The sequence below is a fragment of the Geodermatophilus sabuli genome (assembly GCF_900215145.1).
In the GTDB taxonomy this organism is placed as follows: Bacteria; Actinomycetota; Actinomycetes; order Mycobacteriales; family Geodermatophilaceae; genus Geodermatophilus; species Geodermatophilus sabuli.
In genome coordinates this window covers 139,449-158,564 of sequence record NZ_OBDO01000005.1, presented here as the reverse complement: position 1 = coordinate 158,564, position 19,116 = coordinate 139,449, and the positions used below count along the sequence as shown (strand labels likewise).

Here is a 19,116-nt window from a genome sequence, read left to right as displayed (position 1 = left end):
CAGCGCCATGACCGTCAGCCCCGCCGTCCGCCTCCGCGAGGACGCCTGCCCGGGTGCGCTCCAGACCCACGCCGCCGCCGACGGCGCGCTGGCCCGGGTCCGGGTCCCCGGCGGCCTGCTCACCGCCGCCCAGCTGCGGGTCCTGGCCGACGCCGCCCGCGACCTCGGCGACAGCGCCCTCGAGCTGACCAGCCGCGGGAACGTGCAGCTGCGCGGGCTGGCCGGAGGCGCCGAGCGCGACCTCGGCACCCGGCTGGCCGCGGCCGGGCTGCTCCCCAGCCCGACGCACGAGCGGGTACGCAACGTGCTGGCCAGCACGCTGACCGGGCGCGCCGGCGGGCACGTCGACATCCGCCCGTGGGTCGCGGCGCTGGACGCCGGGTTGTGCGCCGACCCGGCGGCCGCCGCGCTGCCCGGCCGGTACCTCGCCACCCTGGACGACGGCCGCGGCGACGTCGCCGGCCTCGGTGGGGACGTCGGGCTGCTGGCCCTCGGCCCCGACGACGTCGCCCTCACCCTCGCCGGCGCCGACAGCGGTCTGCGCGCCCGGACCGCCGACGCCGTGGTGCTCGCGCTCGCCGCCACCCTCGCCTTCCTCGACGAGCGCGCCGCGCAGGGCGGCACCGCCTGGCGGCTGGCCGAGCTCGACGACGGCCCGGAGCGCGTGGTCGCGCGCCTGCGGGCGGCCCGCGAGGACGTCGTCCCCGCCGACGGGCGCGTCCCGGTCCCCCCGGCGCGCGCGACCGGGCCGGTGGGTGCGGAGGCACAGGCCGACGGCTGCACCGCCCTGGTCGCCGTCGTGCCGCTGGGGCGGTTGCGCGCCGAGCAGGCCGACCTCCTGGCCGGGCTCGCGGGCGAGGTGCAGCTCACCCCGTGGCGCAGCGTCGTCGTGCCGGACCTGGCCGAGGACCGCGTCGACGACGCGGCGGTCGACCTGTACCGCAGTGGCATGGTCTTCGACGCGGACAGCCCCTGGACCCGGGTCACCGCGTGCGCCGGGCGGCCGGGGTGCGCGAAGAGCCTCGCCGACGTCCGGGCCGACGCCGCGGCCGCGGTGGCCGGCGGGACGCTGCCCGCCGGCGGCGAGCGGCAGCACTGGGCCGGCTGCGCGCGCCGCTGCGGCCGGCCCCGGGGCGAGGTGGTCGACGTGGTGGCGACAGGGACCGGGTACCGGATCGGGAAGGCCTGATGTACGAGTACGAGAAGGACGGCGCGACGATCTACCGACGCTCGTTCGCCACGATCCGCGCCGAGGCCGACCTCTCCGGGCTGCCCGAGGACGTCGCACGCGTGGCGGTGCGGATGATCCACGCCTGCGGCCAGGTGGACCTCGTCGCCGACCTGGCCTGGTCCCCCGGCGTCGTGGCCCGGGCGCGGGCGGCGCTGGACGCCGGGGCCCCGGTGCTCTGCGACGCGCGGATGGTGGCCTCCGGCATCACCCGCCGCCGGTTGCCGGCCGACAACGACGTCGTCTGCACGCTCGGCGACCCGCGCACGCCGGAGCTCGCGGCCGAGCTCGGCACGACCCGCACCGCCGCCGCCCTGGAGCTGTGGCGCGACCGGCTCGACGGCGCCGTCGTGGCGATCGGCAACGCCCCGACCGCGCTGTTCCACCTGCTGGAGATGGTGGCTGCCGGGGCGCCCCGCCCGGCGGCGGTGGTCGGGATCCCGGTCGGCTTCATCGGCGCGGCGGAGTCCAAGGAGGCCCTGGCGGCGACGGACCTCCCCTTCCTCGTCGTCCGTGGCCGGCGCGGGGGCAGCGCGATCACCGCGGCGGCCGTGAACGCGATCGCGAGTGCGGCCGAGTGACGGGGACGCTGTACGGGGTCGGGCTGGGGCCCGGCGACCCGGAGCTGGTCACCGTCAAGGCCGCCCGGCTGATCGGTGCCGCCGACGTCGTCGCCTTCCACGCCGCGCAGCACGGCCGCTCGGTGGCCCGCGCGCTGGCCGCGCCCTACCTGCGCGCGGGCCAGGTGGAGGAGCTGCTGGTCTACCCGGTGACCACCGAGACCACCGACCACCCCGGCGGTTACCAGGGCGCCATCGACGAGTTCTACGAGGCGGCCGCGGCGCGGCTGGCCGCGCACCTGGACGCCGGGCGTGACGTCGTCGTCCTGGCCGAGGGGGACCCGTTCTTCTACGGCTCCTACATGCACATGCACAAGCGGCTGGCGCACCGGTACCCGACCGAGGTCGTGCCGGGCGTGACCAGCGTGAGCGGGGCCGCCGCCGCGGTCGGACGGCCGCTGGTGGAGCGCGACGAGGTGCTCACCGTGCTGCCCGGCACGCTGCCCGCCGACGAGCTCGCCGAGTGGCTGGCCACCACCGACTCGGCCGCGGTGCTCAAGCTGGGCCGCACGTTCCCGCAGGTGCGGGAGGCCTTCGACCGGGCCGGCGTGCTCGACCGGGCCCTCTACGTCGAGCGGGCCAGCACCGCCCGCGAGCGCACCCTGCCCCTGGCCGACGTCGACCCCGCGACCGTCCCCTACTTCTCCCTCGCCCTGCTCCCCAGCCCGCCGACCGGCCCCCTGCCGGGAGCGGAGCAGCGCGACGAGACGGATGCGCTGGAGAAGTGCCACAGCACCGGCGAGGTGGTCGTGGTGGGGCTCGGCCCCGGCCGGCGCTCGTGGACCACGCCGGAGGCCGCCGAGGCGCTGGCCGCCGCCGACGACCTCGTGGGCTACGGCCCCTACCTCGACCGGGTGCCGGTCAACCCGCGCCAGACCCGGTACCCCAGCGACAACCGGGTAGAGGCCGAGCGGGCCGCGCACGCCCTCACGCTCGCCCAGCAGGGACGGCGGGTGGCCGTCGTGTCCAGCGGCGACCCGGGCGTGTTCGCGATGGCCGCCGCGGTGCTGGAGGTCGCCGGCCGCCCGGAGTTCGCGGGCGTGCCGGTCCGGGTGCTCCCCGGCCTGACCGCCGCCCAGGCCGTGGCCGCCCGGGTTGGCGCGCCGCTGGGGGCGGACTTCTGCGTGCTGAGCCTCTCCGACGTCCGCAAGCCGTGGGACGTCGTCGTCGACCGGCTGCGCCACGCCGCGGCCGCCGACCTGGTGATCGCGCTCTACAACCCGCGCTCGACGGCCCGCCCGCACCAGCTGGGCGAGGCCCGCGCGGTGCTGCTGGAGAGCCGCGCACCGGAGACCGTCGTCGTCGTGGGCCGCGACGTCGGCGGGCCGGAGGAGCGCGTCACGGTCACCACCCTCGACGAGCTGGATCCGGAGACCGTCGACATGCGCTGCCTGGTGCTCGTCGGCTCGTCGCAGACCCGGGTCGGGCCCGGCGGCGTCGTCTACAGCCCGCGCACCCACCCGGCGTCCGGGAGCTGACCCTTCCGCGAGCGAGAAGGCGCGCGTGACACTCAGTGCCACGCGCTGGCAGCATGTCGCCGGACGTGGCGCGCGTCACCGGATCCCGGGACGCGCCGGCCACGGGAGACCGAGCGCGGGAGGAACCCCATGGCGAGCACGAAGGACTGGTTCGAGACCGTCGAGGAGGCCCAGCACCGCGCGCGGAAGCGGCTGCCGCGGTCGGTCTACATGGCGTTGGTCGCCGGCACGGAGAAGGGGCTGACGGCGGGCGACAACGTCGCCGCCTTCGACGAGATCACCTGGCGCCCGCACGTCGCCGGCCTCTCGCCCAAGCGGGACCTGGCGACGACGGTCATGGGCCAGCAGGTGTCCATGCCCGTGCTCATCTCCCCCACCGGCGTGCAGGCGGTGCACCCCGACGGCGAGGTCGCCGTGGCCCGGGCCGCCGCGTCGGAGGACGTCGCGATGGGGCTGTCCTCCTTCGCCAGCAAGTCGGTCGAGGAGGTCGGTGCCGCGCACTCCAAGCTGTTCTTCCAGATGTACTGGGTCGGCTCCCGCGAGACGATCCTCGCCCGGGCCGAGCGGGCCCGCGCCGCCGGCGCCACGGGCCTGATCATGACCCTGGACTGGTCGTTCGCCTCGCGCCGCGACTGGGGCAGCCCGCCCATCCCCGAGAAGATCGACGTCAAGAACGCCCTGAAGTTCGCCCCCGAGGTGCTGCGCAGGCCGCGCTGGCTGGCCACATACCTGCGCACCGGTTCGATCCCCGAGCTCAGCGTGCCCAACCTGGCCCTCGACGGCCAGGAGCCGCCGAACTTCTTCGGCGCCTACGGCGAGTGGATGGGCACCACGCTGCCGTCCTGGGAGGACGTCGCCTGGCTGCGCGAGCAGTGGGGCGGGCCGTTCATGCTCAAGGGCGTCACCCGCGTCGACGACGCCCGCCGCGCGGTCGACGCCGGTGTCAGCGCCCTCTCCGTCTCCACCCACGGCGGCAACAACCTCGACAGCACGCCGGGCGCGATCCGGTCGCTGCCCGCGATCGTGGACGCCGTCGGCGACCAGGTCGAGGTCGTCATGGACGGCGGGATCCGTCGCGGCGGCGACGTGGTCAAGGCGATGGCCCTCGGCGCCAAGGCCGTCATGATCGGCCGGGCCTACCTGTGGGGGATGGCCGCGAACGGCGAGCGCGGCGTGCAGAACGTGCTGTCGATCATCCGGCAGGGCATCGACGAGGCGCTGCTCGGCCTGGGCAGGTCGTCGGTGCACGACCTGACCCGCGACGACGTCGTCCTGCCGGCCGGCTTCACCCGCAGCTGAGACCCACGACCCACCGGGCGCCGGGAATGCGGCTCCGGCGGGAGGGCTTGCGCAGTTGCGTGCCCTCCCGCCGACTGCCCCGGCCCGCCGCCTTCTGGACCGCCGCGACCCTGCTGGTCCTGGTCCTCGCGGCCTCGGGGGTGCCCTCGCCGCTCTACCGGGTCTACCAGGAGCGGTTCGGGTTCTCCGCCGGCGTGCTGACGACGGTCTTCGGCATCTACGCGATCGCCCTGCTGGCCACCCTCCTCGTCGTGGGCCGGCTGTCGGACCACGTCGGCCGCCGTCCGGTGATCGTCGTCGGGCTGCTGCTCCAGGTGCTGGCCAGCGTGCTGTTCCTCGCCGCGGACGGCGTGGGGTGGCTGCTGGCCGCCCGCGTGGTGCAGGGGCTGTCCGTCGGCGCGCTGACCGGCACGCTCGGCGCGGTGCTGCTGGACCTCCAGCGCAGCGACCGGCCCCTGGCCGCGATGCTCAACGCCGCGTCGCCGACGATCGGCCTGTCCCTGGGCGCGGTCAGCGCCGGTGTGCTCGTCGAGTTCGCCCCCGAGCCGACCCGCTGGGTGTTCGCCCCGCTCGCCGTCGCCTTCCTCGTCGCCACCGCGGTGGTCGCGCTGCTGCCGGAGACCTCGCCGCGGACGGCGGGGGCACTGGCCTCGCTGCGCCCGCAGGTGCGGGTGCCGCGCGCGCACCGGTCACCCTTCCTCGTGGCCCTGCCCTGTCTGGTCGCGATGTGGGCGCTCGGCGGGCTCTACCTCTCCCTCGGCCCGTCGCTGGCGGTCGGGGTGTTCGGGGTCGACGACCACCTCGTCGGCAGCCTGCTCATCCTCGCCATGCAGGGCACCGGCGCGATCGGGTCGATCACGATGTGGCAGGTCCGCCCCCAGCGGTCGATGCTCATCGGCACCCTGCTGTTCGTCGTCGGGGTGAGCACGGCGATCGCCGCGCTGGTCACCGGCTCCCTGGCGCTGTTCTTCGTCGCCTCGGTGCTCTCCGGCTTCGGCTTCGGCTCGGCCTTCCTCGGCGCGATGGGCACGATCACCGCCGGCGTCGCGCCCGGCGACCGGGCGGGGCTGCTCTCCAGCGTCTACGTCGTCGGGTACCTCGCGTTCAGCGTGCCGGCGATCGTCGCCGGGCTGGCGGCCGGCGAGGTGGGGCTGCGCCCGACCGCCGAGGCCTACGGCGCGGTGCTGATCGTCCTGGCTCTCACGGCGGTGGCCGGCCTGCTGCGCCGGCGCCGCGCCGAGCGCCGGGTCCCCGCCGTCGAGCAGCCGGAGCCCGTCGCTGCGTAGGACGCCGGCCATCGGCCCGCGCCCGGGTCAGCGGCGGACGGCGGCGACGAAGCCGAGCACGCGCTCGCGCAGCTCCTCCGCCCGTTCCGCGACCACCTCGGCCGGGTCCCGGTCCTGCAGCCACGGCGGGATCTCCGTCCGGACCCGCTGCGAGCAGGCGAGGTCCGCGCAGATGTAGGTGCCGACGGTGTTGCCGTTGCGCCCGGCCTCGCCGACCCGCCTCGCGGTGAACAGCGAGACGGCGTCCCCGCTCTGCGCCGTCTGGCACAGCAGGCACATGGCCGTCGTCCGGCTGGACATGCGGGTGTCGGCGGCACGGACCGCGATGCCCAGCGGCTCGCCGTCGACCTCGAGGACCAGGTACCCGCGCAGCGGCGCCTTCGGGTCCCGCCAGCCCAGCAGGTCCAGCTCCGCCCAGTCCAGGTCGGCGAAACCCACCGGCAGGGCCAGGCCATCGGCCTCCCCGCGGGAACAGTTGACGAGAGAGCGCCGTACCTGCCGCTCCGTCAGCGCCTGCACCTCTGTTGCTCCTCCCCCGTCGCACTGCCGGCGGACACCGTGTGTGGAGTCCGCCGGCCGGTCAGCCCATCTTCCGGTCCAGCACCGGGAGCACCTCCGCCGGGGTGGCCACCACGACGGCCGCGCCGGCGTCCTCGAGCTCACCGGCCTCGGCCGCCCCCCAGCCGGCCCCGATGCAGGGCAGCCCGTGCGCCGCGGCGCCGAGCACGTCGTGCGCCCGGTCGCCGACCAGCACCGGGTCCCGGCCACCGGGGTGGGCGGCCAGCGCGGCGGCGACCACCTGGTCCTTGTGCCGGACGGCGCCGTCGAGGGTGGCTCCGTGCACGCCCGCGAACGCCGGCAGCAACCCGGTGTGCTCCAGCACCCGGACGGCGAACGGTTCCGGTTTGCTGGTCGCCACGGCCAGCGTCGCGCCGCGGGCGGTCAGCTCCGCCAGCAGTTCCGGGATGCCGGCGTGGACGGTCACGTCCAGCAGCGCACCGGCGGCGTAGTGCGCCCGGTAGGCGGCCACCGCCCGGGGGACGTCGGCCGGCGGCACGCCCAGCACGAGGGCGAAGCCGTCCTGGAGCGGCGGCCCGACCATCCCCCGCAGCTGAGCGGGCGTCGGCTCGGGCAGCCCGAGCGCGGCCGCCGCGGCCCGCACCGAGGCGTGGATGCCCGGCGAGGAGCCGACCAGCGTGCCGTCGAGGTCGAACAGGACCAGGCGACTCACAGAGAACCCCCAGGTCCGGGGGGTGGTGCCCCCCGGGAGCGAGTGCTGCAATCTTCAAGCACCCGCCCCGTCCGTGCCCGACCACCGGAGGACCTGATGACCCGGACCCGTGAGCCCGCCGTCGCCACGCCCACGTCGACGCTCCGGCCGGTGCAGGCCGCGGCCGCGCTGTCGGTGCTCGTGCTGCTCTGGCAGTTCTTCTCCGCCGGCCAGGTGATGACCGGCGGAGCCGGCACGGGCGGGCACGGGGCGGGGGCGATCGCCCTGCACGTGGCCACCGGCCTCCTCCTCCTGGCGACCGTGCTGCACGGTCGCCGCACCCGCGTGCGGTGGCCGGCAGCGCTGAGCGGCGTCACCTTCCTGCTCGCCTTCCTGCAGGCGTGGCTGGGCAGCCACGGCGAGATCGCCGCGCACGTCCCGGTCGCCCTGGTCGTGACCATCGGCATCATCTGGGTCACCGCCTGGTCGTTCTGGCCCGCCGACGTCTGAGCGTCACCGCGCGCGCAGCCAGGCCAGCGCCGCCTCCACCGTCGCCACCACGGGCACGCCCGGCGGCACCGGCGGCCGGCGGACGACGACCACCGGCAGGCCCAGCTCGCGGGCCGCGGTCAGCTTGGCCGCGGTCATCCCGCCGCCGCTGTCCTTGGTGACGACGACCTCCACCTCGTGCTCGCGCATCAGGGCGAGTTCCGCCTCCACGGGAAAGGGGCCACGCGCGAGCACCACGGTCACCCGCTGCGGCAGGGGCGGGGACGGCGGCTCGACCGCGCGGACCAGGCAGCGGCCGGTGAGCTCCGCGAAGGCGGCCAGCCCCTGCCGGCCCGTGGTGAGGAAGACCGACCGGTAACCGGCTCCGGCCGCCGCGGCCGCCTCCAGGGAGTCCACCCACCGCCAGTCGTCACCGGGCTGCGCGGTCCAGCCGGGGCGCTGCAGGCGCAGGAGCGGGGTGCCGGTCGCGGCGGCGGCCGCCACGGCGTGCGCGGTCATCGTGGCGGCGAACGGGTGGGTCGCGTCGACCAGCGCGGCGACGCCGTCCAGGGCCGCGGCCAGCCCCTCCGGACCGCCGAAGCCGCCGATCCGCACCTCCCCCGCCGGCAGCCGCGGGTCGGCCAGCCGCCCGGCCAGCGAGCTGAGCACGTCGACGCCCTCGGCGACCAGCCGCTCGGCCAGCCGCCGGGCCTCGCCCGTCCCACCCAGCACCAGCACCCGGCCGTTCACGTGCCCTCCTCGCTGACGCTCGTCGGACACGTGCCCGTGGGTGCTCTGCCTCTGCGTGACCTCGCCTGCTCGGTCACGGTGCCGCCCCGTGCATGCTGATCCGGTGACGCAGGCCGGACGGGAGCCCAGCTCGGGGCTGCGCTACGGCTGGACCACCGGCGCCTGCGCCACCGCCGCCGCCACGGCCGCGTACACCGCGCTGCTCACCGGCGAGTTCCCCGACCCGGTGGCGATCGACCTCCCGAACGACCGGCACCCCTCGTTCGCGCTGGCCCGCGAGCTGCTGGAGGACGGCGCCGCGACCGTCGGCATCGTCAAGGACGCCGGCGACGACCCCGACGTCACCCACGGCGCGCTGGTCTCCGCGCGGGTCACGGCCGGCGAGCCGGGCAGCGGGGTGGTGTTCCGGGCGGGCCCCGGCGTCGGCACGGTGACCAAGCCGGGCCTGCCGCTGCCGGTCGGCGAACCCGCGATCAACCCGATGCCGCGGCTGTTCATCCGGGAGCACGTGGCCGCGGTCGCCGCCCGGCACGGGGGCACGGGGGACGTCGTGGTGGAGGTGGCCGTCGAGCACGGCGAGGAGCTGGCCCGGAGGACCTGGAACCCGCGGCTGGGCATCCTCGGCGGGCTGTCCGTCCTCGGCACCACCGGCGTCGTCGTCCCGTACTCGTGCTCGTCGTGGATCGACTCGATCCGCCGCGGCATCGACGTCGCCCGGGCCGCCGGGCACCGGCACGTCGCGGGGTGCACCGGCTCCACCAGCGAGCGGGTGGTCACCGAGCTGTACGGGCTGCCCGAGGACGCGCTGCTCGACATGGGCGACTTCGCCGGCGCCGTCCTCAAGTACCTGCGCCGCCACCCGGTGCCACGGCTGACCGTCGCCGGCGGCATCGGCAAGCTCGCCAAGCTCGCCGACGGCCACCTGGACCTGCACTCCGGCCGGTCCCAGGTGTCGACGGAGTCGCTCGCCGCGCGGGTGCGGGACGCCGGCGGTCCCCCCGAGCTGGTCGAGGGCGTGCGGACGGCGAACACCGCCCTCGACGCCCTGCAGCAGTGCACCGCCGTCGGGCTCCCGCTGGGCGACCTCGTCGCGGCCGGGGCCCGGCAGACCGCGCTCGGCGTGCTGCGCGGCGCCCCGGTGGAGGTCGACGTGGTGGTCATCGACCGGGCGGGGACGATCGTCGGCCGTTCCTGAACGGAGTGGATCCGTCGGCGTCACCCGCACGGGCCCACTCCGCTCATCGGGGGCGCGTCGTCGAGTAGAGGTGGCTGTCGGGGAACTGGGCGGCGGTCAGCACCGGGCCCACGATCACGACCGCCGTCCGCGTCACCCCGGCCGCCGCGACCTGGCCGGCGATGTCGGCCAGGGTGCCGCGCAGCACCAGCTCGTCGTCCCGGCTGGCCCGCGCGACGACGGCGACCGGGCCGTCCGCGCCGTAGTGCCCGGCCAGCTGCGGCGCGAGCTCGGCGATCCGCTGCACGGCCAGGTGCAGGACCAGCGTCGCCCCGGTCGCGGCATAGGCGGCCAGCTCCTCCCCCGGCGGCATCGGCGTCGACCGCGCGCTGGTGCGTGTGAGCACCACGGTCTGCCCCACGCCCGGCACCGTGAGTTCCCGCTTGAGCGCCGCGGCCGCCGCCGCGAACGCCGGCACCCCCGGGACCACCTCGTAGGGCACGCCCGCGGCGTCGAGCCGGCGCATCTGCTCGGCCATCGCGCTGTAGACCGACGGGTCGCCGGAGTGCAGCCGCGCGACGTCGAGGCCGGCCTCGTGCGCGCCGACCAGCTCGGCGGTGATCCGGTCGAGGTCGAGGTCGGCGGTGTCGACCAGCCGGGCGCCGGGCGGGGCGGTGGCCAGCAGCTCGCGGGGCACCAGCGCCCCGGCGTAGAGGCAGACCGGCGCGGCGGCGATGACCCGCGCGGCGCGGAGGGTGACCAGGTCGGCCGCGCCCGGGCCGGCCCCGATGAAGAACACGGTCATCGCGTCACCGACCAGATCGTCACCGGCATCGCCGGCCGCCAGCCGGTGAACGACCCCACCGGCTCGGCGTGCGCGACCGACAGCCGCGTCAGCGAGCCGCCCACCCGGGCCCGCCACTGCGCCAGCAGCGCCTCGCTCTCCACCGTGACGGCGGTGACTACCAGCCGCCCACCGGGGCCGAGGGCCGCCCAGCACGCGTCCAGCACCCCGGCTCCGGTGGCCCCGCCCCCCACGAAGACGGCGTCCGGCCGCGGCAGCCCGGCCAGGGCCTCGGGTGCCCGCCCCGGGACCACCCGCAGGTCCGGGACGCCGAGCCGGGCGGCGTTGTGCCCGATCCGCCCGGCCCGCCCGGGGTGCGACTCGACCGCCACGGCGCGGCACGTGGGGTGCACCCGCATCCACTCGATGCCGATGGAGCCGGCGCCGGCCCCGACGTCCCACAGGAGCTGGCCGGGCAGCGGGACCAGCCGCGCGAGGGTGACCGCCCGGACGTCGCGCTTGGTCAGCTGGCCGTCGTGCGCGTACGCCGCGTCGGGCAACCCCGGGGTGGTCGGCCACGGCTCGGTGCCGGCGTCGGCGACCACCTCGACGGCGGTGAGCACCAGCGGGTCGGTCTCGGCGTGCGGCCAGCCGGCCGCGGTGCCGGTGAACCGTCGCTCGTCCGGTCCGCCCAGGCACGCCAGCGCGGTCAGCCGGCTGGCGCCGTAGCCCCAGCCGGCCAGCCGCTGCGCCACCGCCGCCGGCGCCCGGGCGTCCGAGCCGAGCACCAGCAGCCGGCGGCCGGGGGTGACGTGCGGCGCCAGCAGCTCCACCGGCCGGCCGACGACGGAGACCACCGCGGTCTCCTCGACCGCCCAGCCCAGCCGGGCACAGGCGAGCGTCACCGATGACGGGTGCGGCAGCACCGCGACGGCGTCCGGGCCGAACAACCGGACCAGGGAGGTCCCGACGCCGGAGAGCATCGGGTCCCCGCTGGCCAGGACCACCACCCGTCGTCCCGGGTGCGCCTCCGGCAGGGTGGCCAGTGCCGGCGCCATCGGCGAGGGCCACGGGAGCCGCTCGGCCCGGACGTCGTCGGGGACGATCGCCAGCTGCCGGGCACTGCCCCGGAGCACGTCGGCGTCCTCGACCGCCCGCCGCGACCGGGGCGGGAGGCCGTCCCAGCCGTCGGCGCCGACCCCGACGACGGTGACGCTCCACCCCTCGGGGGCGCGACCACTCACGCCGGCAGCTCGCCGCCGGGGCCCGCCGCCTCCGCCAGCAGCCGCTCGCGGTGCTCCTCCGGGAGCAGGTCGACGTAGACGGTCCCGTCGAGGTGGTCCACCTCGTGCTGCAGGCAGCGGGCGGCCATGCCGGTGGCCTCGATCGACACCGGCTGCCCGGCCGCGTCCACGCCGTCCACCCGGGCCCGGAAGGCGCGCGGCAGCTCGGCGTAGGGCCCCGGCACCGACAGGCAGCCCTCGTCAGTGACCTCCTGGGCCGGCTCGCCCTCCCGCGGCTCGAGGACGGTCAGCTCCGGGTTGACCACATAGCCGACGACGTCCTCCCCGTCGGCGTCGGGGCAGTCGATGACGAACACCCGCGCGTCGACCCCGATCTGGTTGGCCGCCAGGCCCACCCCGTCGGCGGCCTCCATCGAGGCGAACATGTCGAGGACGAGGTGGCGCAGCCCCTTGCCGAACTCGGTCACCGGCGCGCACGAGCGGTGCAGCACCGGGTCGGTGCCGTAGGTGACGATCGGCCGGGCTGTGCCGGAGTACCGGCCGGGCAGGCGCATGACCGCCGATCCTAGGGACGCCGTCCCGGTTGGCACGATGCCTCCGTGCCCCCACCCCGGCCCCGGCCGCCCACGCCCGACGTGCCCACCGCCGTGGGGCTGGTGCTGGGCGCCGCGGCCGACCTGCTGCTGGCCGATCCGCGGCGGTGGCATCCGGTCGCCGGCTTCGGTGGCACCGCGACCGCCCTGGAGCAGTGGGTCTGGCGGGACTCCCGCCCGGCCGGCGCCGGGTACGCGGCGGCCCTGACCGGTGCGGCCACCCTCCTCGGCGTGGGCCTGGACCGGGCCACCCGCGGCCGCCCGGTGGCCCGCGCGCTCACCACCGCCGTCGTCACGTGGACGGTCCTGGGCGGCACCTCGCTCGGCCGGGCCGCGACGGCGATGGCCACGACCCTCGACGCCGGGGACCTGCCGGCGGCCCGCGCACTGCTGCCCACGCTGGCCGGCCGCGACCCCGCCGGCCTGGACGGCGCCGACCTGACCCGGGCCACCGTGGAGTCGGTCGCGGAGAACACCTCCGACGCCGCCGTCGCCCCGCTGGTCTGGGGCGCGATCGCCGGCCTGCCCGGGCTGCTCGGGTACCGCGCCGTCAACACCCTCGACGCGATGGTCGGCCACCGCTCCCCGCGGTACCTGCACTTCGGCTGGGCCGCCGCCCGCGCCGACGACGTCGCCAACTGGCTGCCGGCCCGGGCCACCGCCGCGCTCACCGTGCTGGCGGCCCCGCTGGTGGGCGGCTCCGCCCGCGGCGCCCGGGCGGCCTGGCGCCGTGACGGGGCCGCCCACCCGAGCCCCAACGCCGGCCGGTGCGAGGCGGCACTGGCCGGGGCGCTGGGGCTGCGGCTGGGCGGCCGGAACGTCTACGGCAGCCGGGTCGAGGACCGGTCGGTGCTCGGCAGCGGCCGGGCGCCGGCACCCGGCGACGTCGGCCGCGCGGTGCGCCTCTCCCGCGCCGTCTGGATCGCGGCCGCGGCCCTCGCCGCGAGCGGCCGGCTGCGCCGCGGGCCGCGCGGATGCCGCGGCTGAGGCGGGTGCCGCGGCAACAGGCCGCGCGGCTCGGACAGGACGGGGAACCCGCCCGGGTCCACCCGGGCGTGGCTGGCCGGCGGGTCGGCCGGGCCGCGGCCCCCGCGGACGGCGATGCCGAGGGTGGTCACCGACAGCGCGGTGATCCCCAGCAGGACGAACAGGACGACGACACCACCTGAGGTCATGTCCGAAGAGTGGCAGCAAGAGGTCTCGCTCAAAGCGGTCCACTGCGGCATGGTGGCCTGCATGCCACCGCGCTCAGACCAGTCCACTTCGGCCCGCGAGCTGGCCACCCTGGTCGGACCGGTCGAGGCGCTCCCCGGGCCCCGCTACGCCGCCCTCGCCCGCCGCGTCCGGGAGCTCGTCACCACCGGGGCGCTGCCCAGCGGCAGCCGGCTGCCCGCCGAACGCGAGCTGGCCGCCGAGCTCGGGGCCAGCCGGGTCACCGTCGCGTCGGCCTACCGGCAGCTGCGGGCGGAGGGGTTCGCGGCCACCCGCCACGGCTCCGGCACCGTGACCGAGCTGCCCACCGCGAGCAGCGCCTGGCAGGCGCCGAGCACCGATCCCGGGCTCCTCGACCTCGCGCACGCCGCACCCGAGGCGGTGCCCCAGGTACTGCCCGCCTACGAGCAGGCGCTGGCCGCCCTGCCCGCGTACGCGACCGGGCACGGGTACGTGCCCAGCGGCCTGCCGGAGCTGCGGTCGGCGATCGCGGACCGGTTCACCGCCCGCGGCCTGCCCACCGAGCCCGACCAGGTGGTGGTCACCGCCGGCACCGGCGACGCGACCTCGATCGTGTTCGAGGCGCTGCTCCAGCCGGGCGACCGCGTGCTCGTGGAGCACCCCACCTACCCGGGCGCCCTGGGCATGGTGGCCGCCGCCGGTGGGCGCTGCGTCCCCGCCCCGGTCGACGCGGCCGACGCCGACGCCCTGGTCGGGTCGGCCGCGCTGGTGGCCCGGCAGAGCAGCCCGCGGATGGCGTTCCTCATGCCCGACTTCTCCAACCCCACGGGGGCGCGGCTGTCGGCCGCCGGGCGGCGCCGGCTGGCCGCGACCCTCTGGCAGCACGGCGTCCTGACCGTCGTCGACGAGGTCACCGCCGACCTGCACCTGGACGACGGCCCGCTGCCGCCGTACGCCGCCGGGCTGCCGGACGCCGCCACGGTCACCGTCGGCGGGCTGTCGAAGGCCGTCTGGGGCGGCCTGCGGATCGGCTGGCTGCGCACCGACGCCGCGCTCGCCGCCCAGCTCGGCGCGACGCTGGGCCGCCGTCAGCTGTCCGTCGGGGTGGTCGACCAGCTCGCCGCCGCCGTCCTGGTCCGGGACCTGGACGGCATCCTCGAGCAGCGCCGCGAGGTGCTGCGCGGACGCCGCGAGGTGCTGCTCGCCGAGCTCGCCCGCGCCCTCCCCGACTGGACGGTGCCCCGGCCGGCCGGCGGGCTGTCGGCGTGGTGCCGGCTGCCACCCGGCACGAGCTCCGCCGCCCTGACCGCGGCGGCCGCTCCGCACGGCCTGGTGCTCGCCGAGGGCCGCGCCTTCGGCACCGGCCACGCGTTCGACGACCGTCTCCGGCTGCCGTTCACGCTGCCCCCTGACCGGTTGCGGACGGCCGTCCAGCTCCTGGCCCGGGTGCACGCCGACCTGCCTCCCGCCCCCGCCGGGGGGTTCCCGGCGCGCCCGCTGACCGTCGTCTGACCGCTCCGGGGCGCCGACGACCGACAGCCGGTGGCGACGCGCTGTGGCACGCGGACGGACCGTCGCCCGGCGTGCATGTCCCGCCACGGGGCCGTACCGTCCCCCCATCGGAGCGCCCGGTGACCGGAGTCGCCGGTTCACCGCGGTGGTCGAAGCAACGGCCGTCGGCGCACACCCGGACTCTCCTCCGGCGACACCCCTGCGGAGTCGACATGACAGTGACGCCGTCCCCCACCGTCTCCCCGGTCTCCCCCGTCCGCCCGGCACCCGCCCGGTCCGGACCGTCGATGGCGCCTCGCCCCCACCCCCCGGCGTCGCGGCCGGTCGCGACCGCCCGGCGGCTGGCCGGGCGGTTCCGCTACGACCGGTGCAGCGGGACCTGGACCTGGTCCGCGGAGATGACCCACCTGCTCGGCTGCCCGCCCGGCGGCGCGCACCCCTGCACCGAGCTGCTGGCGCGTTCGATGCACCCCGGCGACCGCCCGCGCGTGCTCGCGGCGATCGCCGCCGCCTGCACCGGCGGCGCACCGTTCTCCGTCCCGGTCCGGCTGCGCGGCCGGGGCGGCACCGAACGTCCCGGCGTCCTCGTCGGCGAGCCGGTGCTCGACCCCTGCGGCACCGTGCAGGCCCTGGAGGGCCTGCTCGTGGAACTGCCCGCCGACCCCGCGCAGCCGCCGTCCGGCGCGGCGGGGGACGGCGACCGCGTGCACGAGCTGGCGACCGAGGTGGCCCAGCTGCGCACCGCGATGGCCAGCCGGGCGGCGATCGAGCAGGCCAAGGGGATCGTCATGCTGCTCACCGGCTGCGGCGACCAGGTGGCCTTCGACGTGCTGGCGCACATCTCGAGCAACTCCCACCGGAAGGTGCGCGAGGTCGCCGTGGCCATCACCGAGTCGGCGGCCGGCCGGTCCTCGCTGCCCGACGACATCCGCAGTCTGATCCGCGACGTCTGCCCCCCGAACCCCCGCATGCACTGACCCCGGGCCCTGGGGCAGTCGGCCCCGGGGCGCGCGGGAGAATGCCGCTGTCGCCGGCGGCCGCCGGCGGCCCCCCGAGCCGAGAGGGGAAGCGCGGCGTGCTCTACCTCGTCGTCCGGTTCCTGCTGCGCCCGCTGTTCCGGATCGTGCTGCGCACGCACGTGACCGGCCGTGGAAACGTCCCGCCCACCGGCGCCTTCATCCTGGCCAGCAACCACCTGTCGTTCATCGACAGCATGGTCATCCCCCTCTCCGCCCCGCGCCGCGTCGGCTACCTGGCGAAGGCCGAGTACTTCACCGGGTCCGGCGTGGGCGGCTGGCTGACGAAGACGCTGTTCACCGCGCTCGGGGCCCTGCCCGTGCAGCGGCAGACGCACCGGGCCGCGCAGGAGGCGCTGGACACCGCCCTCGGCGTCCTCCGTCAGGGCGGCGGCTTCGGCATCTACCCCGAGGGCACCCGCTCCCGCGACGGCCGGCTGGCGCGGGGCAAGACCGGGGTGGCCTGGCTGGCGCTGACCGCCGACTGCCCCGTCGTCCCGGTCGCGGTGGCCGGCACGGACCGGGTGCAGCCGGTCGGCTCCCGCTGGCCCCGGCCGCACAAGGTGTCGGTCACCTTCGGGAAGCCGCTCAGCTTCCCCGAGTACCGGGGGATGGCCGGCAACGGCCGGGCGCGGCGGACCGTCACCGACCAGATCATGGAGGCGATCGCCGAGCTGTCGGGCCAGGAGAAGGCCGGCTGGGGCGCCCCCCGCGAGACGGTGTGAACGGCGCGCTGCTGGTCGCCGGGACGACGTCGGACGCCGGCAAGTCGGTCGTCACCGCGGGGATCTGCCGCTGGCTGGTGCGCCAGGGGGTCTCGGTGGCCCCGTTCAAGGCGCAGAACATGAGCAACAACTCCGTGGTCACCCCCGACGGCGCGGAGATCGGCCGGGCCCAGGTGGTGCAGGCCGCCGCCGCCCGCGTGCCACCGGAGGCGGCGATGAACCCGGTGCTGCTCAAGCCCGGCGGGGAGGACTCCAGCCAGGTCGTCGTCCTCGGCCGGCCGGTGGCAGAGGTCAGCGCGCTGTCCTACCGGCCGATGAAGGCGGCGCTGCTGGAGCAGGTGCTCAGCAGCCTGGCCGACCTGCGCGCCCGCTTCGACGTCGTCGTCTGCGAGGGCGCCGGCTCCCCCACCGAGATCAACCTCCGGGCCGACGACATCGCCAACATGGGGCTGGCCACCGCCGCGCGGCTGCCGGTGGTGGTCGTCGGCGACATCGACCGCGGCGGGGTCTTCCCCGCCCTCTACGGGACGGTGGCGCTCATGCCGCCGGCCGACCAGCGGCTGGTCGCCGGGTTCCTGGTGAACAAGTTCCGGGGCGACGTCCGACTGCTGCGCCCCGGCCTGGAGGCCCTCACCACGCTGACCGGACGCCCGACGCTGGGCGTGCTGCCCTGGCTGCCGGGGCTGGACCTGGACGTGGAGGACTCCCTGGGGCTGGGGACGGCACGCCCGTCCGCGGGCCCGCCGCACGGCGAGGAGGTGCTGCGCGTGGCCGCCGTCCGGCTGCCGCGGCTGTCCAACTCCACCGACCTCGACGCCCTGGCCGCCGAGCCCGGCGTGCTGGTCCGGTACGCCACCACCCCGGGCGAGCTGGCCGACGCCGACCTGGTCGTGCTGCCGGGCACCCGGTCCACCGTGGCCGACCTGCGGTGGCTGCGGGAGACGGGGCTGGCCGACGAGGTCTCCCGCCGGGCCGCCGGCGGCCGGCCCGTCCTGGGCATCTGCGGCGGGCACCAGATGCTGGCCCGCACGATCACCGACGACGTCGAGTCGCGGGCCGGCACCGTGCCCGGGCTGGGGCTGCTGCCGGCCGACGTCCGGTTCGCCCGCGAGAAGACCCTCGCCCGCCCGGCCGGGACGGCGTTCGGGCAGCCGGTGCACGCCTACGAGATCCACCACGGCGTGGTCACCGTCGACGACGACGCCGAGCCGTTCCTGGACGGCGCCCGGCGCGGATCGGTGTGGGGCACCACCTGGCACGGCGCCCTGGAGAACGACGGGTTCCGCCGGGCGTTCCTGACCGAGGTCGCCCGGGTCGCCGGCCGCCGGTTCGTCGCGGCCCCGGACACCGACTTCGCCGCCGTCCGCGAGCGGCGCCTGGACGCCCTGGGCGACCTGGTCGCCGAGCACGCCGACACCGCGGCGCTGTGGCGGCTGGTCGAGGACGGCCCGTCCGAGGGCCTGCCGGTGCTGCCGCCCGGCGCGGGGGTCTGAGCGGGCGGTCAGCCGGGCGGCTGCTGCCCGACGAGCCGCTCCCGGACGTCGTCCGGCCAGGGCGCCGGCGCGCCGTCGGTCACGCACACGTACGTGGTGCGGACGACGCAGCAGACCCGCTCGCCCACCCGCACGGTGAACCGCGCGGTCGCGCTGGTGCGGCCGACCGTCTCGGTCTCGGCGTCCACGGTGACGGTGTCGCCCCAGCGGGCCGACGACGACCACTCCAGCGTGCTGGCCTTGACCAGCGGGTCGACGGAGCGCTCGGTCAGCTCCTCCCACGACAGGCCGGCCGCCGCCCACCAGGCGTTGGACGCCTCGTCGGCCCAGGTCAGGTAGTGGGCGTTGAAGACCACGCCCTGCTGGTCGCACTCGACGTACCGGACCGGGGCGCTCCACCGTGCCGTCACGGGCCGGAACGGTAGCCGGGTTACCGTTCGGCCATGGACGGCGTGCTGGACCGCTACCGCGATCCCTCCCAGTTGGTGCAGGACAAGGTGATCGACCACCTCGACCGCCACTGCCGGGCCTTCATCGAGCTCTCCCCGTTCGCGACGCTGTCCACCGCCTCCGCCGACGGCTGGCCGGACGTGTCGCCGCGCGGCGGTGACGCGGGCTTCGTGAAGGTGCTCGACGAGCACCGGCTGGCGCTGCCCGACCGGCCGGGCAACAACCGGGTGGACAGCCTGCACAACGTGGCGGCCAACCCGCGGGCGGCGCTGATGTTCCTGGTGCCGGGCATCGAGGAGGTGCTGCGCGTCTACGGCACCGCGGAGATCGCCGCGTCGGAGGAGCTCGAGGTGGACCTCACGGAGTTCGGCCGCGCCCCGCGCTCGGTGCTCGTGGTCTCGGTGACGCGGGCCTACTTCCAGTGCGCCAAGTCGATCATGCGCTCGGGCCTCTGGGACCCGGCCCGCCAGGTGGAGCGCTCGGCGTTCGCCCCCATGCGCGTGGTCTTCGGTGACCACTGCCGGCTCACCACGCCGTTGCCGGACGACGCGGTCATGCGGGAGGGGCTGGCCCAGGAGCTCTGAGTCCGTCG

Annotated in this window: 20 protein-coding genes; 13 read left to right on the top strand and 7 right to left on the bottom strand. The window is 76.9% G+C overall.

The window, feature by feature from the left end; all coding sequences use genetic code 11:
* Positions 1–7: 7 nt before the first annotated feature.
* The 5 genes from cobG (at position 8) to CRP39_RS13025 (ending at position 5,911) form a co-directional block, all read left to right on the top strand.
* Complete coding sequence (cobG, locus tag CRP39_RS13045) at positions 8–1,189, top strand: precorrin-3B synthase (protein ID WP_097206814.1); 1,182 nt, start codon at positions 8–10, stop codon at positions 1,187–1,189.
* On the top strand, positions 1,189–1,809 hold the full coding sequence (locus CRP39_RS13040; RefSeq protein WP_097206813.1) for a precorrin-8X methylmutase: 621 nt from the start codon (positions 1,189–1,191) through the stop codon (positions 1,807–1,809). The genes cobG and CRP39_RS13040 overlap by 1 nt, the downstream gene beginning before the upstream one ends.
* On the top strand, positions 1,806–3,326 hold the full coding sequence (locus CRP39_RS13035) for a precorrin-2 C(20)-methyltransferase (protein ID WP_097206812.1): 1,521 nt from the start codon (positions 1,806–1,808) through the stop codon (positions 3,324–3,326). Before CRP39_RS13040 ends, CRP39_RS13035 begins: the two co-directional genes overlap by 4 nt.
* 129 nt (positions 3,327–3,455) lie before the next feature.
* Positions 3,456–4,625, top strand: coding sequence for a pre-mycofactocin synthase MftD (mftD, locus tag CRP39_RS13030; protein WP_097206811.1), 1,170 nt, complete (start codon positions 3,456–3,458; stop codon positions 4,623–4,625).
* 59 nt (positions 4,626–4,684) lie between these two features.
* On the top strand, positions 4,685–5,911 hold the full coding sequence (locus CRP39_RS13025; RefSeq protein WP_245853827.1) for an MFS transporter: 1,227 nt from the start codon (positions 4,685–4,687) through the stop codon (positions 5,909–5,911).
* A 27-nt stretch (positions 5,912–5,938) separates the two neighbouring features.
* Here the strand turns inward: CRP39_RS13025 and CRP39_RS13020 are convergent, their stop codons facing one another.
* Together CRP39_RS13020 and CRP39_RS13015 are read right to left on the bottom strand one after the other, a co-directional pair.
* Positions 5,939–6,430 carry an FBP domain-containing protein gene (locus CRP39_RS13020; protein WP_097206809.1) on the bottom strand — a complete coding sequence of 164 codons (492 nt, stop codon included), beginning with the start codon at positions 6,428–6,430 and terminating at the stop codon, positions 5,939–5,941.
* A gap of 61 nt (positions 6,431–6,491) precedes the next feature.
* The gene (locus CRP39_RS13015) at positions 6,492–7,142 is read right to left on the bottom strand and encodes an HAD hydrolase-like protein (protein WP_097206808.1); all 651 of its coding nucleotides are present in this window, start codon (positions 7,140–7,142) and stop codon (positions 6,492–6,494) included.
* Positions 7,143–7,238: 96 nt separating this feature from the next.
* On the opposite strand from CRP39_RS13015, the gene CRP39_RS13010 reads away from it, so the two are divergent.
* Positions 7,239–7,631 carry a hypothetical protein gene (locus CRP39_RS13010; protein WP_097206807.1) on the top strand — a complete coding sequence of 131 codons (393 nt, stop codon included), beginning with the start codon at positions 7,239–7,241 and terminating at the stop codon, positions 7,629–7,631.
* Between the two features lie 3 nt (positions 7,632–7,634).
* Here the strand turns inward: CRP39_RS13010 and CRP39_RS13005 are convergent, their stop codons facing one another.
* A complete protein-coding gene (locus tag CRP39_RS13005; RefSeq protein WP_172442428.1) occupies positions 7,635–8,360 on the bottom strand; it encodes a cobalt-precorrin-6A reductase in 726 nt (241 codons plus the stop codon).
* A gap of 103 nt (positions 8,361–8,463) precedes the next feature.
* On the opposite strand from CRP39_RS13005, the gene CRP39_RS13000 reads away from it, so the two are divergent.
* Entirely contained in the window at positions 8,464–9,555 is a 1,092-nt protein-coding gene (locus CRP39_RS13000) for a cobalt-precorrin-5B (C(1))-methyltransferase (protein ID WP_097206806.1), read from the top strand.
* 43 nt (positions 9,556–9,598) lie between these two features.
* On the opposite strand, the gene cobM is transcribed toward CRP39_RS13000, so the two are convergent.
* Genes cobM through def form a run of 3 tightly spaced genes read right to left on the bottom strand, consistent with a single transcriptional unit; the run spans position 9,599 to position 12,116 of the window.
* Positions 9,599–10,339 carry a precorrin-4 C(11)-methyltransferase gene (gene cobM, locus CRP39_RS12995; RefSeq protein WP_097206805.1) on the bottom strand — a complete coding sequence of 247 codons (741 nt, stop codon included), beginning with the start codon at positions 10,337–10,339 and terminating at the stop codon, positions 9,599–9,601.
* Positions 10,336–11,562 carry a precorrin-6y C5,15-methyltransferase (decarboxylating) subunit CbiE gene (gene cbiE / locus CRP39_RS12990; protein WP_097206804.1) on the bottom strand — a complete coding sequence of 409 codons (1,227 nt, stop codon included), beginning with the start codon at positions 11,560–11,562 and terminating at the stop codon, positions 10,336–10,338. The genes cobM and cbiE overlap by 4 nt, the downstream gene beginning before the upstream one ends.
* Positions 11,559–12,116, bottom strand: coding sequence for a peptide deformylase (gene def / locus CRP39_RS12985; RefSeq protein WP_097206803.1), 558 nt, complete (start codon positions 12,114–12,116; stop codon positions 11,559–11,561). The genes cbiE and def overlap by 4 nt, the downstream gene beginning before the upstream one ends.
* Before the next feature lie 45 nt (positions 12,117–12,161).
* Here def and CRP39_RS12980 point away from each other — a divergent pair, with 45 nt between their 5' ends.
* The 5 genes from CRP39_RS12980 to CRP39_RS12960 all read left to right on the top strand — a co-directional run bounded on the left by CRP39_RS12980 (position 12,162) and on the right by CRP39_RS12960 (position 18,074).
* The gene (locus CRP39_RS12980; protein ID WP_216359725.1) at positions 12,162–13,142 is read left to right on the top strand and encodes a cobalamin biosynthesis protein; all 981 of its coding nucleotides are present in this window, start codon (positions 12,162–12,164) and stop codon (positions 13,140–13,142) included.
* Between the two features lie 249 nt (positions 13,143–13,391).
* Positions 13,392–14,840 (top strand): MocR-like transcription factor YczR, encoded by a 1,449-nt coding sequence (yczR, locus tag CRP39_RS12975; RefSeq protein WP_097207014.1) that lies wholly within the window; start codon positions 13,392–13,394, stop codon positions 14,838–14,840.
* A 212-nt stretch (positions 14,841–15,052) separates the two neighbouring features.
* On the top strand, positions 15,053–15,817 hold the full coding sequence (locus CRP39_RS12970) for a PAS and ANTAR domain-containing protein (RefSeq protein ID WP_097206802.1): 765 nt from the start codon (positions 15,053–15,055) through the stop codon (positions 15,815–15,817).
* A 98-nt stretch (positions 15,818–15,915) separates the two neighbouring features.
* The gene (locus tag CRP39_RS12965; RefSeq protein WP_097207013.1) at positions 15,916–16,581 is read left to right on the top strand and encodes a lysophospholipid acyltransferase family protein; all 666 of its coding nucleotides are present in this window, start codon (positions 15,916–15,918) and stop codon (positions 16,579–16,581) included.
* Positions 16,578–18,074 carry a cobyric acid synthase gene (locus CRP39_RS12960; protein ID WP_097206801.1) on the top strand — a complete coding sequence of 499 codons (1,497 nt, stop codon included), beginning with the start codon at positions 16,578–16,580 and terminating at the stop codon, positions 18,072–18,074. The genes CRP39_RS12965 and CRP39_RS12960 overlap by 4 nt, the downstream gene beginning before the upstream one ends.
* A gap of 8 nt (positions 18,075–18,082) precedes the next feature.
* On the opposite strand, the gene CRP39_RS12955 is transcribed toward CRP39_RS12960, so the two are convergent.
* Entirely contained in the window at positions 18,083–18,484 is a 402-nt protein-coding gene (locus CRP39_RS12955) for an acyl-CoA thioesterase (protein WP_097206800.1), read from the bottom strand.
* A 33-nt stretch (positions 18,485–18,517) separates the two neighbouring features.
* Between CRP39_RS12955 and CRP39_RS12950 the strand changes: the two genes are divergently transcribed.
* A complete protein-coding gene (locus CRP39_RS12950) occupies positions 18,518–19,108 on the top strand; it encodes an MSMEG_1061 family FMN-dependent PPOX-type flavoprotein (RefSeq protein ID WP_097206799.1) in 591 nt (196 codons plus the stop codon).
* Positions 19,109–19,116: the final 8 nt, after the last annotated feature.

What these genes read in the sequence shown, in the direction of transcription:
- cobG (WP_097206814.1), top strand. Translation starts at nt 8, where the DNA reads ATGACCGTCAGCCCCGCCGTCCGCCTCCGCGAGGACGCCTGCCCGGGT.
- CRP39_RS13040 (WP_097206813.1), top strand. Translation starts at nt 1,189, where the DNA reads ATGTACGAGTACGAGAAGGACGGCGCGACGATCTACCGACGCTCGTTC.
- mftD (WP_097206811.1), top strand. Translation starts at nt 3,456, where the DNA reads ATGGCGAGCACGAAGGACTGGTTCGAGACCGTCGAGGAGGCCCAGCAC.
- CRP39_RS13010 (WP_097206807.1), top strand. Translation starts at nt 7,239, where the DNA reads ATGACCCGGACCCGTGAGCCCGCCGTCGCCACGCCCACGTCGACGCTC.
- cobM (WP_097206805.1), bottom strand. Translation starts at nt 10,339, where the DNA reads ATGACCGTGTTCTTCATCGGGGCCGGCCCGGGCGCGGCCGACCTGGTC.
- def (WP_097206803.1), bottom strand. Translation starts at nt 12,116, where the DNA reads ATGCGCCTGCCCGGCCGGTACTCCGGCACAGCCCGGCCGATCGTCACC.
- yczR (WP_097207014.1), top strand. Translation starts at nt 13,392, where the DNA reads ATGCCACCGCGCTCAGACCAGTCCACTTCGGCCCGCGAGCTGGCCACC.
- CRP39_RS12970 (WP_097206802.1), top strand. Translation starts at nt 15,053, where the DNA reads ATGACAGTGACGCCGTCCCCCACCGTCTCCCCGGTCTCCCCCGTCCGC.
- CRP39_RS12950 (WP_097206799.1), top strand. Translation starts at nt 18,518, where the DNA reads ATGGACGGCGTGCTGGACCGCTACCGCGATCCCTCCCAGTTGGTGCAG.